At 69.8% G+C, this 13,644-nt stretch carries 18 protein-coding genes; 8 read left to right on the top strand and 10 right to left on the bottom strand.

Annotated features, from left to right (window positions below; genetic code table 11):
• Nucleotides 1–8: 8 nt before the first annotated feature.
• Nucleotides 9–635 carry a trimeric intracellular cation channel family protein gene (locus O4N75_RS21070; protein ID WP_269627347.1) on the bottom strand — a complete coding sequence of 209 codons (627 nt, stop codon included), beginning with the start codon at nucleotides 633–635 and terminating at the stop codon, nucleotides 9–11.
• Between the two features lie 47 nt (nucleotides 636–682).
• Between O4N75_RS21070 and ftsY the strand changes: the two genes are divergently transcribed.
• From ftsY to O4N75_RS21055, 3 genes are all read left to right on the top strand, one after another.
• The gene (ftsY, locus tag O4N75_RS21065) at nucleotides 683–1,618 is read left to right on the top strand and encodes a signal recognition particle-docking protein FtsY (protein WP_269627346.1); all 936 of its coding nucleotides are present in this window, start codon (nucleotides 683–685) and stop codon (nucleotides 1,616–1,618) included.
• Nucleotides 1,615–2,223 (top strand): inner membrane-spanning protein YciB, encoded by a 609-nt coding sequence (locus tag O4N75_RS21060; RefSeq protein WP_267233716.1) that lies wholly within the window; start codon nucleotides 1,615–1,617, stop codon nucleotides 2,221–2,223. Before ftsY ends, O4N75_RS21060 begins: the two co-directional genes overlap by 4 nt.
• Nucleotides 2,224–2,330: 107 nt before the next feature.
• On the top strand, nucleotides 2,331–2,915 hold the full coding sequence (locus O4N75_RS21055) for a MarR family transcriptional regulator (protein WP_269627345.1): 585 nt from the start codon (nucleotides 2,331–2,333) through the stop codon (nucleotides 2,913–2,915).
• A 20-nt stretch (nucleotides 2,916–2,935) separates the two neighbouring features.
• On the opposite strand, the gene O4N75_RS21050 is transcribed toward O4N75_RS21055, so the two are convergent.
• The 6 genes from O4N75_RS21050 to O4N75_RS21025 form a co-directional block, all read right to left on the bottom strand.
• Nucleotides 2,936–3,187 (bottom strand): hypothetical protein, encoded by a 252-nt coding sequence (locus O4N75_RS21050; RefSeq protein WP_269627344.1) that lies wholly within the window; start codon nucleotides 3,185–3,187, stop codon nucleotides 2,936–2,938.
• 63 nt (nucleotides 3,188–3,250) lie between these two features.
• Entirely contained in the window at nucleotides 3,251–3,769 is a 519-nt protein-coding gene (locus tag O4N75_RS21045) for a DsbE family thiol:disulfide interchange protein (protein ID WP_269627343.1), read from the bottom strand.
• Nucleotides 3,766–3,909, bottom strand: coding sequence for a heme exporter protein CcmD (gene ccmD / locus O4N75_RS21040; RefSeq protein ID WP_267233720.1), 144 nt, complete (start codon nucleotides 3,907–3,909; stop codon nucleotides 3,766–3,768). The genes O4N75_RS21045 and ccmD overlap by 4 nt, the downstream gene beginning before the upstream one ends.
• Nucleotides 3,910–3,913: 4 nt before the next feature.
• Entirely contained in the window at nucleotides 3,914–4,642 is a 729-nt protein-coding gene (ccmC, locus tag O4N75_RS21035; RefSeq protein WP_269627342.1) for a heme ABC transporter permease CcmC, read from the bottom strand.
• Nucleotides 4,639–5,229 carry a hypothetical protein gene (locus O4N75_RS21030; RefSeq protein WP_269627341.1) on the bottom strand — a complete coding sequence of 197 codons (591 nt, stop codon included), beginning with the start codon at nucleotides 5,227–5,229 and terminating at the stop codon, nucleotides 4,639–4,641. Before O4N75_RS21030 ends, ccmC begins: the two co-directional genes overlap by 4 nt.
• 28 nt (nucleotides 5,230–5,257) lie before the next feature.
• The gene (locus tag O4N75_RS21025; RefSeq protein ID WP_269627340.1) at nucleotides 5,258–5,755 is read right to left on the bottom strand and encodes a Spy/CpxP family protein refolding chaperone; all 498 of its coding nucleotides are present in this window, start codon (nucleotides 5,753–5,755) and stop codon (nucleotides 5,258–5,260) included.
• 171 nt (nucleotides 5,756–5,926) lie between these two features.
• Here O4N75_RS21025 and O4N75_RS21020 point away from each other — a divergent pair, with 171 nt between their 5' ends.
• The gene (locus O4N75_RS21020) at nucleotides 5,927–6,382 is read left to right on the top strand and encodes a nuclear transport factor 2 family protein (protein WP_269627339.1); all 456 of its coding nucleotides are present in this window, start codon (nucleotides 5,927–5,929) and stop codon (nucleotides 6,380–6,382) included.
• Between the two features lie 9 nt (nucleotides 6,383–6,391).
• Here O4N75_RS21020 and ccmB read toward each other — a convergent pair whose 3' ends face one another.
• Complete coding sequence (gene ccmB, locus O4N75_RS21015; protein WP_267234343.1) at nucleotides 6,392–7,057, bottom strand: heme exporter protein CcmB; 666 nt, start codon at nucleotides 7,055–7,057, stop codon at nucleotides 6,392–6,394.
• The gene (ccmA, locus tag O4N75_RS21010) at nucleotides 7,054–7,677 is read right to left on the bottom strand and encodes a heme ABC exporter ATP-binding protein CcmA (protein WP_269627338.1); all 624 of its coding nucleotides are present in this window, start codon (nucleotides 7,675–7,677) and stop codon (nucleotides 7,054–7,056) included. Before ccmA ends, ccmB begins: the two co-directional genes overlap by 4 nt.
• Before the next feature lie 210 nt (nucleotides 7,678–7,887).
• Between ccmA and acnA the strand changes: the two genes are divergently transcribed.
• The 3 genes from acnA to O4N75_RS20995 all read left to right on the top strand — a co-directional run bounded on the left by acnA (nucleotide 7,888) and on the right by O4N75_RS20995 (nucleotide 12,108).
• Nucleotides 7,888–10,578, top strand: coding sequence for an aconitate hydratase AcnA (acnA, locus tag O4N75_RS21005; protein WP_269627337.1), 2,691 nt, complete (start codon nucleotides 7,888–7,890; stop codon nucleotides 10,576–10,578).
• 156 nt (nucleotides 10,579–10,734) lie between these two features.
• Entirely contained in the window at nucleotides 10,735–11,424 is a 690-nt protein-coding gene (locus tag O4N75_RS21000) for a DUF1223 domain-containing protein (protein ID WP_269627336.1), read from the top strand.
• 351 nt (nucleotides 11,425–11,775) lie between these two features.
• Entirely contained in the window at nucleotides 11,776–12,108 is a 333-nt protein-coding gene (locus O4N75_RS20995) for a DUF2794 domain-containing protein (protein WP_269627335.1), read from the top strand.
• A 61-nt stretch (nucleotides 12,109–12,169) separates the two neighbouring features.
• On the opposite strand, the gene O4N75_RS20990 is transcribed toward O4N75_RS20995, so the two are convergent.
• Nucleotides 12,170–12,919, bottom strand: coding sequence for a Bax inhibitor-1/YccA family protein (locus tag O4N75_RS20990; protein WP_269627334.1), 750 nt, complete (start codon nucleotides 12,917–12,919; stop codon nucleotides 12,170–12,172).
• A 127-nt stretch (nucleotides 12,920–13,046) separates the two neighbouring features.
• Between O4N75_RS20990 and thpR the strand changes: the two genes are divergently transcribed.
• Nucleotides 13,047–13,583 carry an RNA 2',3'-cyclic phosphodiesterase gene (thpR, locus tag O4N75_RS20985; RefSeq protein ID WP_269627333.1) on the top strand — a complete coding sequence of 179 codons (537 nt, stop codon included), beginning with the start codon at nucleotides 13,047–13,049 and terminating at the stop codon, nucleotides 13,581–13,583.
• Nucleotides 13,584–13,644 lie beyond the last annotated feature (61 nt).

Here is a 13,644-nt window from a genome sequence, read left to right as displayed (position 1 = left end):
TGCGGGAACTACTCCGCCTTGCCCCGTCCGGGAAAGGCCGGCAGGGTCCAGCCCCAACGGATGGCCCCGGCGCGCACGGCGAAGGCGGCGGCGAAGCCCGCGGCGCCCGGCCAGAGGCCGCGGACCCCCAGCACGTAGAGCACGACGAACAGGCTCGCCCCGGCCAGGGCGCAGGTCACATAGATCTCCCGCCGCAGCAGCACCGAGGGTTCGTGGGCCAGCACGTCGCGGACGATGCCGCCGAAGCAGGCGGTCATCACGCCCATCAGCACGGCGGAGAACGGCGGCACGCCGAGCGCCAGGGCCTTGGCCGCACCGACCACGCTGTAGGCGGCCATGCCAAGCGCATCGAGCCACAGCAGCACCCGCATCCGCCCGGGGCCCGTCCCGAAGATCCACACCGCCGCCGCCGCGGCGATGCAGACCATGATGTAGCTCGGCCGCTGCACCCAGAAGACCGGCGCCTCGATCAAGAGGTCGCGCATGGTCCCGCCGCCGACGCCGGTCACCGCGGCGAAGAAGGCGAAGGTGACGATGTCATGCTTGCGTTGGGCCGCCGCCAGCGCCCCGGTGGCGCCGAACACGGCGACGGCGGCGTAGTCGAACCAGACGAAGGCGGCGGCGAGGGCGTCCATGCCTTCATCCTCTATCGCGCAACCGTTTGACGGGCTAGAAGCGGCCCATGACCGAACCGAAGAAGGGCTGGTTCCAACGTCTCACCGCCGGGCTGTCGCGCTCGTCGAAGCAGATGACGGAACAGGTGGTCTCCACCTTCACCAAGCAGCCGCTGGACCAAGCCAAGCTCGACGAGCTGGAAGAAATGCTGATCGAGGCCGATCTCGGCCCACATTCGGCTGCGCGCATCACCCAGCGCTTTTCCGACGAGAAGTTCGGCAAGAGCGTCGACGAGCGCGAGATCAAGGAAGCCCTGGCCGAGGCCATCGGCGCCGAGCTGGAGAGCCGCGAGGGCGATTTCACGCCGCTCGCCGGGCCGCGCCCGTATGTGGTGATGTTCATCGGCGTGAACGGCTCGGGCAAGACCACCACCCTGGGCAAGATCGCCGCCGACCTGGTGGGACGCGGGGCCAAGGTGCTGGTGGTGGCCGGCGACACGTTCCGCGCCGCCGCCGTCGAGCAGCTGAAGGTCTGGGCCGAGCGCTCGGGCGCCGACTTCATGTCGCGTCCGACCGGTTCGGACGCCGCTGGCTTGGCCTTCGATGCGGTCGAGCGCGCCAAGGCCGAGGGCTACGACGTGGTGCTGATCGACACCGCCGGCCGCCTGCAGAACAAGCAGGGCCTGATGGACGAGCTGCTGAAGGTCATCCGCGTGGTCAAGAAGGTCGAGCCCGAGGCCCCGCACGAGACCCTGCTGGTGCTTGACGCCACGGTCGGCCGCAACGCGCTGGCCCAGGAAAACATCTTCGGCAACCAGATCGGGGTGTCGGGCATCGTCATGACCAAGCTGGACGGCACCGCCCGCGGCGGGGTGCTGGTGCCGGTGGCCCAGGCCTCCGACAGCCCCATCAAGCTCATCGGCGTGGGCGAGGGGATCGACGATCTGCAGCCGTTCAAGGCCCGCGCCTTCGCCCGCACCCTGGTTGGACTCGACGAGGCATGAAGCTCTCTCCGGCCGCTCGCAAGTGGGTCCGCGGCGTCGTCGACTATGGCGGTCTGGTCGCGTTCCTGATCGGCTTCTTCCTCAACCGCGGCGGCGGCATGACCTCGCAGGAGGCCCTGGTCCAGGCGACCTGGTGGCTGGTCGGCGGGTCGGCCCTGGGCCTGGTCGTCGGCCTGGCCTTCGAAAAGCGCATCGCCCCGTTCCCGCTGATCGCCGGCGGCGCGGCCCTGGTGTTCGGCGGCCTGACCCTGTTCTTCCACGACGTCCGCTTCGTGAAGCTGAAGCCGACGGTGATGAACAGCCTGTTCGGCGTGGCGCTGCTGGGCGGGCTGATCCTGCGCAAGAACCCGCTGAAGCTGCTGCTGGGCGATGCGGTGAAGATGCCGGACGAGGGCTGGCGCAAGCTGACCCTCAACTACGGCCTGTTCTTCCTGGCCCTGGCTGGGCTCAACGAGATCGTCTGGCGCACCCAGCCTGACGACATCTGGGTGGTGTTCCGCTTCCCCGGCCTGCTCATCCTCACGGTGCTGTTCGGCTTCGCCCAGGTGCCGCTGATGATGAAGTACGCCAAGACCGACGAGCCGCCGCCGCCCCACGTCGAATAGCGCGCCCGCACCCCCTGGCGCCGGCGCCGACCACTGACCATGTGTCGTCAAATCGACACCGTAGGCCGGTAGCGTCCAGGCGTGTCGACAGGCGGGGGTGGAACCGGATGGCCAAGTCGAAGTCCCAGGACAAGAAGAAGGGCCTGCCGGCCCTGGAGAAGTCGCCCAGTCATCTGCTGCACCGGGCGCTGCAACTGGCGCTCGACATCTATGCCGACGAGCAGGGCGAGGGCGGGGTCACCCAGCGACAATACGCGGTGCTGGCGGCGGTGGAGGCCTATGAGGGCCTGACCCAGACCGACCTGGTGCGCACGACCGGCATCGACCGCTCGACCCTGGCCGACATGGTCGCGCGGATGATCGTCAAGGGCCTGCTGGAGCGCCAACGCTCGACCGCCGACGCCCGCGCCAACGCCGTCAGCCTGACGCAGGCCGGCCGCGCGGCCCTGGCCGAAGCCAAGCCGAAGATGGCGGCGGCGGATGCGCGGCTGTTGCGGCTGCTGTCGAGCGCCAAGCGCGAGGCTCTGACCGCCGGGTTGCGCGAGCTGATCCGCGCCGGCGACGAGGCGGCCGCTGAGCCGGTGCCGCTCGCGGCCAAGAAGCCGAAGGCGGACAAGGCCGAGAAGCCGAAGAAGGCCAAGGCCGACAAGGCCGACAAGGCCAAGAAGAAGAAGCTCAAGAAGGCGGCCTGAGCGGCTAAGGGCGTGGGCCGCTAGACCCGGATATCCAGGATCGAACCCGGGCGCAGGATCTTCTGCGGCGGGTCGGCGGGCAGCGAGGCGGGCATGCGCTGGGCCGGCGCCGCCTGGGCCTGGGGCTGCGCCTGAACCTGCGGCTGAACCTGAGCCGCCGGGCGACCCGTGGCCGCCGCGAAGAACGCCTGCTGGGCGCTGCTGCGGACGGGCGCCGTCGGCTGAGCCTGCGGCTGCGGGGGCGGGAAGATCGGCGGGCGGATCGTGCTCACGGGCGGCGCAACTATGGTTAACGGAACCTTGGCGAGGTTTCGTTGCGCCGCCTCAAGGATTGGTTAACGCGGCGCCTTGGCCAGCAGCTCGCGCGCCTTTTCCGGGGTCAGCGGCCCGGTGTGCTTGGCCAGAATCTGGCCGCCGGGGCCGACCAGGTAGGTCTCCGGCACGCCGGTGACGCCGAGGTCGATGCCGGCCCGGCCGTCGCGGTCCACCAGGCGTTCGGAATAAGGGTCGCCGAGCCGGCCGATGAAGGCCTTGGTGTTCTCGGGCGCGTCCTTGTAGGCGACGCCGACGATGCGCACGCCTTGCTTCTTCAGGTCGACCAGCACCGGATGCTCGATCTCGCAGGGGGCGCACCACGAGGCGAAGATGTTGACCAGCACCGGCGCCGGTTGGGCGGCGTCGTGCAGCCGCACCGGGCGGCCGGTGTCGAGCGCCGGCAGGGTCAGCTCGGGCAGCGGCTTGCCGACCAGGGCGTCGGGCTTCACCTGCGGGTCGCGCTTGAGCGAATAGAGGCCGAACAGCAGGCCGAGCGCCAGCAGCGCGGCCAGCGGCAGGAAGGCGAGGGTGCGGTTCACTGGCCGTCCTGCTCGGCGCGGCGGCGCCAGATGCGCGACTGGCGCAGGGTGAAGACGATCATCCCGAGGAAGACCAGCGCGGTCAGGCCATAGGCCGGCCACACGAAAAGCGCATACTTGCCGGCGTCGAGGTCGAGCATCGGGTTATCCTCTCGCCGCGCGCAGGGCCGCGGCCTCGGCCCGGCGGCGCCAGACCTGGGCGCGGATGCCGACCAGCCACAGCGAGCCGAAGGCCGACATGTAGGCCAGGCCCATCAGCAGCAGCGGCCACAGATAGTCGTTGGTCATCGCCGGGCCCTCGGCGCGGAACACCGAGGCCCCCTGGTGCAAGGTGTTCCACCAGTCGACCGAGAACTTGATCACCGGCAGGTTCACCGCCCCGACCAGGGCCAGGATCGCGCAGGCGCGGGCGGCCTTGGTCTCGTCGTCCAGCGAGGCGCGCAGGGCCATGTAGGCGAGGTAGACCAGGAACAGCACCAGCACCGAGGTCATCCGCGCGTCCCACTGCCACCAGGTGCCCCACATCGGGCGGCCCCACAGCGAGCCGGTGAACAGCGCCATGAAGGTGAAGGCCGCGCCCAGCGGGGCTGCGGCGCGGGCGGCGGCGTCGGCCAGGGCGTGGCGGAACACCAGCGCCAGGAAGCTCGCGGTCGCCAGGCAGGCGTAGACGAACATGCTCATCCACGAGGCCGGCACATGGATGAACATCAGCCGGACGGTGTCGCCCTGCTGGTAGTCCTCCGGGGCGGTGAAGCCGAGCCACAGGCCCGCCAGCGCCAGGACGAGCGCGATCGCGCCGAACATCGGGGCGGCCCAGCGGGAAAAGACCATGAACCGCTCGGGATTCGACAGAAAGGCCGGCGCCGGGATCATGCCTGCGGCTTAGCCTCGGGCGATCCCTGCTGCAAGCGGCGCGTGCGCAGCGCATGGCCGCGGGGCGACAGCCGGTAGCCGACCTCAAGGCTTTCGGTCAGGCCGAGCGCCTTGAGCTTGCGCACGTCGATCTTGAAGGCGAGCGTCTCGCGGCCGAGCCGGGCGGCCAGGTCCGGCGCCCGCACCCCCGGATGGGCGGCGATCAGCTCGAGCACCGCGGCGGTCCAGGGGCCGCGGGCGTCGAGCCGGGCCAGACGGGTCTCGATCTCGTCGAGGGCGGCGCTGGAGACGTCGAGCCGCAGGGCCCGGCGCGGATCCTCGCCGATCAGCCGGAAGGCGATGCGGTGGACGGGGGCCTCGCCCTCAAGGGCGGCCAGCGCCTCGGCGGCGTCGGCGTAGCCGGCCCGGACCGCGTCGGCGTCGCTGATCGTTTCGGGGGCGATGACGGCGATCGCGTCGATGGCCAGCACCCCGACCGGCGTGGTCAGGGTCCCGCCGGCCTTGACGGTCGGCTTGCGCCACCGACGGAAGGCCAGGTCGACCTTGCCTTCCGCGATGGCCGCCAGGACGGGCGCCTTGAACAGCATCGCCCGCCCTGTTTAGCACGGAAGCGGGCTAGCCGCCCTGCGGTCCATGGCCGCCGTGACGTCCGCCCATGCCCTTGCCGGGGCCGCGCGGGGCCAGGGTGTCGAAGGCCTTCTGCTGGGCCGGGCTCAGCTGAGCGTAGAACTTCTTGGTCGCCGCCGCGCGCTGGTCGAAGCGGGCGAGCCGCTCGGTCATCCGCGCCCGCTGGGCGTCGAGCCGCTGGGGCGTGGTCATCGCGGCCATGGCGGCGCGGTCGCCGGGGGCCGGGCGGGCGGCCGGCTGGCTGGCGGCGAGGAACGCCTTAAGCGCCGGCTCCTGCTCTGGCCGCAGCTGCAGCGCCGCGCGCAGATGGTCGGCGCGGCGCGCGGCCATCGCTTCGGGATCGGCACGGCGCCATTCGCCGCGACCGTCGCGCGGTTGGCCCGGCGCGGCGGCGGGCGGCGGCTGCTGGGCGAGGCTGGCGCTGGCCAGCAGGCTGGTCAGCAGGACGCCGCCGAGCGCGACGGGCGCGAGTTTCGTGAAAGTCATGGGTCATATGCTCCGGTTGCCGCCCCTCAGACCCTTGAACGGCGCGGTTGGTGAAGTCCGTCGCCGCCTCGCGGGTTTTCGTCGACAATGACGCAACCGCTTCTGCTGGTTCGATTACACGCGGCGCAGCTTTCGGGCGCTCGGGCCCAGCCAACATGGAGACGGACATTCATGCGTAACCTTCTCGCGGGCCTGGTCATGACCTGCGCCCTCGTCGGCGGCCCCGCCCTGGCGGCCGACCTCGACGAGGTCGCGGTGCGGAAGATCGAGGCGACCGCCTACGACTATGTCGACGGCCAGCTGGAAGGCGACGCCGATCGGGTCGCGCGCTCGCTGCACCCGGACCTCGCCAAGCGCGCGGTGAAGCCGACGCCGGACGAGGCGCTCGGCCTGCGCCGGATGAGCAAGGAGGAGCTTGTCGACCTGACCCGCCGCGGCGTGCTGAAGACCCCGCGCGAGAACTGGGAGCGCAAGGTGCAGGTGCTGGACATCGCCGGCGACGTGGCTGTCGCCCGGGTCGAGACGCCCTGGTTCATCGACTACTTCCACCTCGGCCGGTTCGGCGACCGCTGGGTGATCGTCAACGCCATGTGGCAGCCCAAGCCGCAGCCGGCCGTCACTGACTGATCAGGCCGGCTAGCTGAGGGCGTTGCGGCAGGCCGCGGCCATGGCGATCGGGCCCAGCGCCACGGCGGCGGCGGCATAGGCCGCCAGCAGCGCAAACCCTGCCGTCCATGGCAGTCCGCCGGCGAAGGCGTCCAGCGCCCCGCCGCCGAAGATCACCGGCGGCACGAACAGCGGCAGCACGATCACCGCGGTCAGCAGCCCGCCGCGCCGTGCGCCGAGGCTCAGCGCCGCGCCGATGCCGCCGACGAAGGCGAAGGCCAGGCCGCCCATCAGCGCGCAGGCGAAGATCAGCGGCGCCAGGTGCGGCTTGGCGCCCAGGGCGATGGCCGCGACCGGAGCGGCGAAGGCGAGCGGCGCGGCGGTGGCCAGCCACTGTCCCAGGCATTTGATCGCGCAGGCGATCTCCAGCGGGACCGACGACAGGGTCAGCAGATCGAGGGCGCCGTCCTCGTAGTCGCGCTCGAACAGGCGGTCGAGCGAGAGCAGGGCGGCCAGCGCCAGCGCCACCCAGGCTGCGCCGGGCGCGACCGCGGCCAGGCGCGCTGGCTCCGGGCCGGTGGCCAGCGGCAGGAGGGTGGCGACCCCGGCGTAGAAGGCCAGCGAGACCATCGGGCCGCCGCCGCGGCCCCAGGCCAGGGCCGCCTCGCGCGAGAGCAGGGCCATGGCGCGGCTCACGATGCGGCCCCCTCGGTCTCAAGTCCGATCTCGACGGCTAGCGCGGGGATCGGCAGCGGGTCGTGCACGGCCGCCACGATCAGGCCGCCGCCGGCCAGGTGTTCGCCCATCAGCTCGCCGAAGCGGGCGCGCCAGTCGGCGTCGAGCGGGCTCAAGGGCTCGTCGAGCAGCCAGAGCGCGCGCGGCGCGGCCAGCAGCCGGGCCAGCGACAGCCGCCGGCGCTGGCCGGCCGACAGCCGCCGCACCTCCAGGTCCAGCAGCCGGGTCAGCTCCAGCCGGGCGGCCGCCTCGCGGGCGGCCGATTCGCCGGCCCCGTTCCAGCGCGCCCAGAAGGCAAGCTCCTCCCAGGCCGTGCGGGCCGGCTTCTGGCCGTCCTGGTGGCCGGCCAGATGGACGTGCTCGGCGCGGGCGTCGACGGGGTCCAGCGTCCCGAACCGGATGGTCCCGGCCTCCAGCGGCGTGAGCCCGGCGATGGCCCGCAGCAGACTGGTCTTGCCGGCGCCGTTGCGACCGATCAGCGCCGCCGCCCGCCCGGCCGGCAATTCGAAGCCCAGCCCCGAAAACAAAAGCCTTCCGCCGCGTTGAAGCGCCAGATTCTCGATCACCAGCGCCTCGATCACGCCGCGTCTCCTTGCGGGTGATTCTCAGGTAGCGATGAAATACCCCTGCCTGCATGGACGGTTAGGAAATCAGGGTCTATGACGCGCCCGGCCGTCGCCACCTTGGGGGGCGTACGCGGCGCTGGGGCGAACGCTGTGTGTCCGCCCCGAAAAGCGCGCGATCCCCGAAGTGGTCCAAGAGCGGCCGAGAACAGAGGAAGGATCCCTGATATGGCGTCTAACGACAGCCTGAAGACCCGCCGCGAACTGGTCGTCGGCGACAAGACCTACGTCTACTACAGCCTTCGCGCCGCAGAGGAAGCCGGTCTTTCGAACGTGGCCCGCCTGCCCGTCTCGATGAAGGTGCTGCTCGAGAACCTGCTGCGCAACGAAGACGGCACGACCGTCGGCGCCGACGACCTGAAGGCGCTGGCCGCCTGGATCGACAACAAGGGCTCGGTCGAGCACGAAATCAGCTTCCGCCCGGCCCGCGTGCTGATGCAGGACTTCACCGGCGTTCCGGCCGTGGTCGACCTGGCCGCCATGCGCGACGCCATGACCAGCCTCGGCGCCGACCCGGAAAAGATCAACCCGCTGAACCCCGTCGACCTGGTCATCGACCACTCGGTGATGGTCGACTACTTCGGCACCGCCAAGGCCTTCGGCGAGAACGTCGAGCGTGAATACGAGCGCAACATCGAGCGCTACCGCTTCCTGCGCTGGGGCTCCTCGGCCTTCAACAACTTCCGCGTCGTGCCGCCCGGCACCGGCATCTGCCACCAGGTGAACCTGGAGTACCTGGCCCAGACCGTGTGGCTGAACGACGAGGACGGCGCCTCGGTCGCCTATCCGGACACCGTGGTCGGCACCGACTCGCACACCACCATGATCAACGGCCTGGCCGTTCTGGGCTGGGGCGTCGGCGGCATCGAGGCCGAGGCGGCCATGCTGGGCCAGCCGATCCCGATGCTGATCCCGGAAGTCATCGGCTTCAAGCTGACCGGCACGCTGCCGGACGGCGCGACCGCCACCGACCTGGTGCTGACCGTCACCCAGATGCTCCGCAAGAAGGGCGTGGTCGGCAAGTTCGTCGAGTTCTTCGGCCCGGGCCTCGCCGGCCTGACCCTGGAAGACCAGGCGACCATCGCCAACATGGCCCCGGAATACGGCGCCACCTGCGGCTTCTTCCCGGTCACCAAGGCGACCATCGACTACCTGCGCGCCACCGGCCGTGACGCCGCCCGCGCCGATCTGGTCGAGGCCTACGCCAAGGAACAGGGCATGTGGGTCGAGGCCGGCGATCCGGACCCGGTCTTCACCGACACCCTCGAGCTGGACCTCGGCGCGGTGCTGCCGTCGCTGGCCGGCCCGAAGCGCCCGCAGGACCGCGTGCTGCTCTCGGACGCCGCCGCTGAGTTCAAGGCCGCCCTGGCCAAGGACTTCGGCAAGACCGGCGAAGAGCCCCGCGTGCCGGTGGCCGGCGAGAAGTTCGACGTCGGCAACGGCGACGTCGTGATCGCCGCCATCACCTCCTGCACCAACACCTCGAACCCCTCGGTGCTGATCGCCGCCGGCCTGGTCGCCAAGAAGGCGGTCGAAAAGGGCCTGAAGGTGAAGCCGTGGGTGAAGACCTCGCTGGCCCCCGGGTCGCAGGTCGTGACCGACTACCTGAAGGCCGCCGGCCTGACCAAGTCGCTCGACGCGCTGGGCTTCAACCTGGTCGGCTACGGCTGCACCACCTGCATCGGCAACTCCGGCCCGCTGCCGGAAGCGATCTCGGAAGCGGTCAACGCCGCCGACCTGGTCGCCTGCTCGGTGCTCTCGGGCAACCGTAACTTCGAAGGCCGCGTGAACCAGGACGTCCGCGCCAACTACCTGGCCTCGCCGCCGCTGGTGGTGGCCTACGCCCTGGCCGGCAACATGAACATCGACCTGGCCACCGAGTCGCTCGGCGAAGGCAAGGACGGCAATCCGGTGTTCCTGAAGGACATCTGGCCGACCTCGGAAGAGATCGCCACCCTGCAGCGCAAGCACGTCACCCAGAAGATGTTCGCGACCCGCTACGCCGACGTCTTCAAGGGCGACAAGAACTGGCAGGGCATCAAGGTGTCCGGCGGCCAGACCTACGCCTGGGACATGGGTTCGACCTACGTGCAGAACCCGCCGTACTTCCAGGACATGAAGATGGAGCCGGAGCCGGTCAACGACATCGTCGAGGCCCGCATCCTCGGCGTGTTCGGCGACTCGATCACCACCGACCACATCAGCCCGGCCGGCTCGATCAAGGCGACCTCGCCGGCCGGCGTCTATCTGCGTGAGCGCCAAGTGCCCGCCACGGAGTTCAACTCCTACGGCGCGCGCCGCGGCAACCACGAGATCATGATGCGCGGCACCTTCGCCAACATCCGGATCCGCAACAAGATCACCCCGGACATCGAAGGCGGCGTGACCAAGCACTTCCCGTCGGGCGACGTCATGTCGATCTATGACGCGGCCATGCGCTACCAGGCCGAAGGCCGTCCGGCGGTCGTCTTCGCCGGCAAGGAATACGGCACCGGCTCGTCGCGCGACTGGGCGGCCAAGGGCACCAAGCTGCTGGGCGTCCGCGCGGTCATCGCCGAGAGCTTCGAGCGGATCCACCGCTCGAACCTGGTCGGCATGGGCGTGCTGCCGCTGCAGTTCACCCAGGACGGCTGGCAGAAGCTGGGCCTGACCGGCGAGGAGATCGTGACCATCCGCGGCCTCACCGAGCTGGCCCCGCGCAAGCAGCTGACCGTCGAGATGTACCGTCCGTCGGACGGCCGCATCGCCCGCTTCCCGGTCCGTTGCCGCATCGATACCCCGACCGAGCTTGAGTACTTCAAGAACGGCGGCGTGCTAAACTACGTGCTGCGCAACCTGGCCGGCGGTTCGGCGGCCTAAAGTCTTGGTTTGCCTCTCTCACGCAGAGGGGTAGATCATCGCGTTCGAGGGGGTCTGCCGCCCGTGCAGGCCCCCTCTTTCGTTTCCGCGATTCTGCAAGCTGGTCACGCCTTGTTGAAATCCAAAGCTCAGGGAAGTCCGCTTAATTGCGCCACGATGCGTAAGGCCGCGCTTTTCAGCCTCTTGCTCTGCGCCACCCCGCTCGCCGCGGCCGCCAAGCCGCCGGTGGTCGTCGAGCTGTTCACCGCCCAGGGCTGCGCGTCCTGCGGCGAGGCGAACGCCAACCTCGCCAAGATGGCCCAGCGCGAGGGCGTGCTCGCCCTGACCTTCCCGGTCGACTACTGGGACTATCTCGGCTGGCCCGACACCTTCGCCAGGCCTGAGTTCACCGCCCGCCAGAAAGCCTATGTGACGCGGCTGGAGCTGCGCGAGCCCTATACCCCGCAGGTGGTGGTCGACGGCCGCACCCAGGCCGGCGGCCTGCAGACCGAGAAGGTCGAGCGCCTGGTCGCCCAGGCCGCCAAGGGGCCGCACGATCCGCCGGACATGGCCTTCATCGGCGCGCGCCGCGTCGACGTCGGCGCGGGCAAGGCGCCGCGCGGCGGGGCCGATGTCTGGCTGGTGCGCTACGACCCGCGCGAACAGGACGTGATGGTCAAGAAGGGCGACAACCGCGGCCAGACCGTCGTGCATCGCAACGTGGTGCGCGAGATCAAGCGCCTGGGCGCCTGGCGCGGCCGCCCGACCGCCTATCGCCTGCCGGCGGCCGAGGACGGCCTGGCCAGCGCCGTGCTGGTCCAGGGCGTCGACGGCGGCCGCATTCTGGCCGTCGCCGTCCGGGACTGACCCGCGACTGAGTTTTCAGGGATCCAGACGCCAACAAGCCCGCGCGGGAGGGGGGGGAGGATCCGCGCGGGCTCGCATGGGGTGGTGCTCAATGAAGTAGCGTCGGCTGACCGAAGCCCGCGATCCAGGGGGGCTGGGGGGGCTGTTCAGGATCCGGGACCAGCAGGTCTCCGATCAACCGACGATGTCACTATCGAAGGCGGATCAGGCGCGCGAACGACCGAAATAAGGTCTTTCCGTGGCGCAAGATTACGGTTGTTTTAGATAGGCGGCAGGCGTGTCAGCGACGCAACGGATCGCCGCGCACTGAGCATTTGTCGGCGGCCGGAAATTAAGGCACGCTCGACGGCGATGGCGCTTGATCCGCAACAGCAGCCTCGGACCGTGCAGGTCTTTTTCGAGCGACGCGAGCTCGACCGCCTTCTCGCCCTTTATGGACGCATGGTCGCCGCCGGCGAATGGCGCGACTACGGCATCGGCGCGCTGGCCGACGCCTGCGTGTTCTCGGTGTTCCGCCGCGCCTCCGAGGCGCCGCTCTACCGCATCGAAAAGCGGCCGGCCCTGGCCCGCCGCCAGGGCGCCTGGGCGGTGATCGGCCAGGGCGGCATGATCCTGCGCCGCGGCCACGAGCTGGAGCAGGTGCTGCGCTTCTTCGACAAGGGCCGCTTCAAGGTGGTCGACTAGCCAAACAAAAACCCCGGCGGTTTCCCGCCGGGGCTCGAAGGCTGTCGTTCCAGGTCAGCGCTTAGCGGCGGTCGCCGAAGATGCTGAGCAGGAATTGGAACAGGTTGATGAAGTTCAGGTACAGGCTGAGCGCGCCGTAGTTGGTGGCCACGGCCTGGGCCGTGTGGTCGCCGCCCATCTCGTAGTAACTCATCTTCAGGCGCTGGGTGTCGTAGGCGATCAGGCCCGCGAAGATCAGCACGCCGGCGATGCTGATGATGAAGCCCATCATGCTGCTGGCCAGGAAGATGTTGACGATGCTCGCGACCACCAGGCCGATCAGGCCGATGATCAGGAAGCTGCCGAAACCGGTCAGGTCCTTCTTCGTCGTGTACCCGAACAGCGACAGGCCGCCGAAGGCCGCCGCGGTGATCAGGAACGTCGAGAAGATCGAGGCGCCCGTGTAGACGAAGGTCAGCACGCCCAGACCCGCGCCGATCAGGCTGACGATGGTCCAGTAATAGATGCCCGACGAGCGCGGCGTGACGTTCTTCATGGCGAAGGCGCCGAAGAGGATCACGGCCAGCGGCGCGAAGGCCACGATCATGCCGAGCAGGGTGTAGCCGACCTTGCCCGACGGCGAGACGCTGAACATCAGGTCGCGAACCGGCGGGAACGATCCGGTCACGTACGCCAGAGCGGCGGAGAGCAGGAGACCCAGCGCTACCTTGTTGTAGACGCCGAGCATGAAGCTGCGCAGACCCGCGTCCACCGACATGTCGGCGCGATCTGCGGGGATCGAGCGCGCGTAGCCGCGGTTGAAGTCGCTCATAGGGAAGTTGGCCCTTCTAGACGCGCCCCGAGCGGGCGCATCGTCAAATATCGTGTCGGCGTGGCCCGCATGCAAGGCTGGGTCGATTACGATTGCGTCAGAACCTCAGCACCTTAGGTAGGTGTCCATGATCCGCCTGTTCGCCGCGCTCGCCATTCCCGAGGACATCGCGCAGGACCTCGTCGCCCGCCAGGACCGCTTGCCCGGGGCCCGCTGGCGTCCGCCCGAAGCGTTCCACATCACCTTGCGCTTCGTCGGCGACGTGGCCGAGAACGTCGCCGCCGACCTGGATGCCGAGCTCACCACCGTGGGTGGCGGGCCGCTCGAATTGTCCCTCCAGGGCGTGGGGGCGTTCGGCGAAGGGGCCGACATCCATGCGGTCTGGGCCGGGGTCGAGGAAAGCGAGGCCCTGCGCCACCTGGCGCGGTCCTGCGAGGTCGCGGCCCGGCGCGCGGGTCTCAAGCCCGACACCCGGGCCTACAAGCCGCACGTCACCCTGGCCTATCTGCGCCGGCCCAATCCGGGCGACGTCGCCAAGTGGATCCAGGAAAACAACCTGCTGCGCACCGAGCCGTTCCGGGTCACCAGCTTCGGCCTCTATTCCAGCTGGCAGTCGGACCAGGGCTCCTGGTACCGGGCCGAGCGCGAGTATCCGCTGTACTGAGGCTATCCCGAGCTGTCGCGAGGCCCTCGCCTCATCCCGCCGACTTGGCGCGAATGGATTC

The organism is Phenylobacterium sp. NIBR 498073 (assembly GCF_027286305.1).
GTDB lineage: Bacteria > Pseudomonadota > Alphaproteobacteria > Caulobacterales > Caulobacteraceae > Phenylobacterium.
The sequence above is the reverse complement of the archived record's forward strand: the minus strand, read 5'-3'. Positions and strand labels throughout refer to the sequence as shown.

Bases quoted from the DNA above. Each gene is read 5' to 3' on its own strand.
- O4N75_RS21025 (WP_269627340.1), bottom strand. From the start codon at position 5,755: ATGACTTTCACGAAACTCGCGCCCGTCGCGCTCGGCGGCGTCCTGCTG.
- thpR (WP_269627333.1), top strand. From the start codon at position 13,047: ATGATCCGCCTGTTCGCCGCGCTCGCCATTCCCGAGGACATCGCGCAG.
- ccmD (WP_267233720.1), bottom strand. From the start codon at position 3,909: ATGCTCGACCTCGACGCCGGCAAGTATGCGCTTTTCGTGTGGCCGGCC.
- O4N75_RS21000 (WP_269627336.1), top strand. From the start codon at position 10,735: ATGCGTAAGGCCGCGCTTTTCAGCCTCTTGCTCTGCGCCACCCCGCTC.
- ftsY (WP_269627346.1), top strand. From the start codon at position 683: ATGACCGAACCGAAGAAGGGCTGGTTCCAACGTCTCACCGCCGGGCTG.
- O4N75_RS20990 (WP_269627334.1), bottom strand. From the start codon at position 12,919: ATGAGCGACTTCAACCGCGGCTACGCGCGCTCGATCCCCGCAGATCGC.
- acnA (WP_269627337.1), top strand. From the start codon at position 7,888: ATGGCGTCTAACGACAGCCTGAAGACCCGCCGCGAACTGGTCGTCGGC.
- O4N75_RS20995 (WP_269627335.1), top strand. From the start codon at position 11,776: ATGGCGCTTGATCCGCAACAGCAGCCTCGGACCGTGCAGGTCTTTTTC.
- O4N75_RS21070 (WP_269627347.1), bottom strand. From the start codon at position 635: ATGGACGCCCTCGCCGCCGCCTTCGTCTGGTTCGACTACGCCGCCGTC.
- O4N75_RS21030 (WP_269627341.1), bottom strand. From the start codon at position 5,229: ATGCTGTTCAAGGCGCCCGTCCTGGCGGCCATCGCGGAAGGCAAGGTC.
- O4N75_RS21020 (WP_269627339.1), top strand. From the start codon at position 5,927: ATGCGTAACCTTCTCGCGGGCCTGGTCATGACCTGCGCCCTCGTCGGC.
- O4N75_RS21060 (WP_267233716.1), top strand. From the start codon at position 1,615: ATGAAGCTCTCTCCGGCCGCTCGCAAGTGGGTCCGCGGCGTCGTCGAC.
- O4N75_RS21055 (WP_269627345.1), top strand. From the start codon at position 2,331: ATGGCCAAGTCGAAGTCCCAGGACAAGAAGAAGGGCCTGCCGGCCCTG.
- ccmC (WP_269627342.1), bottom strand. From the start codon at position 4,642: ATGATCCCGGCGCCGGCCTTTCTGTCGAATCCCGAGCGGTTCATGGTC.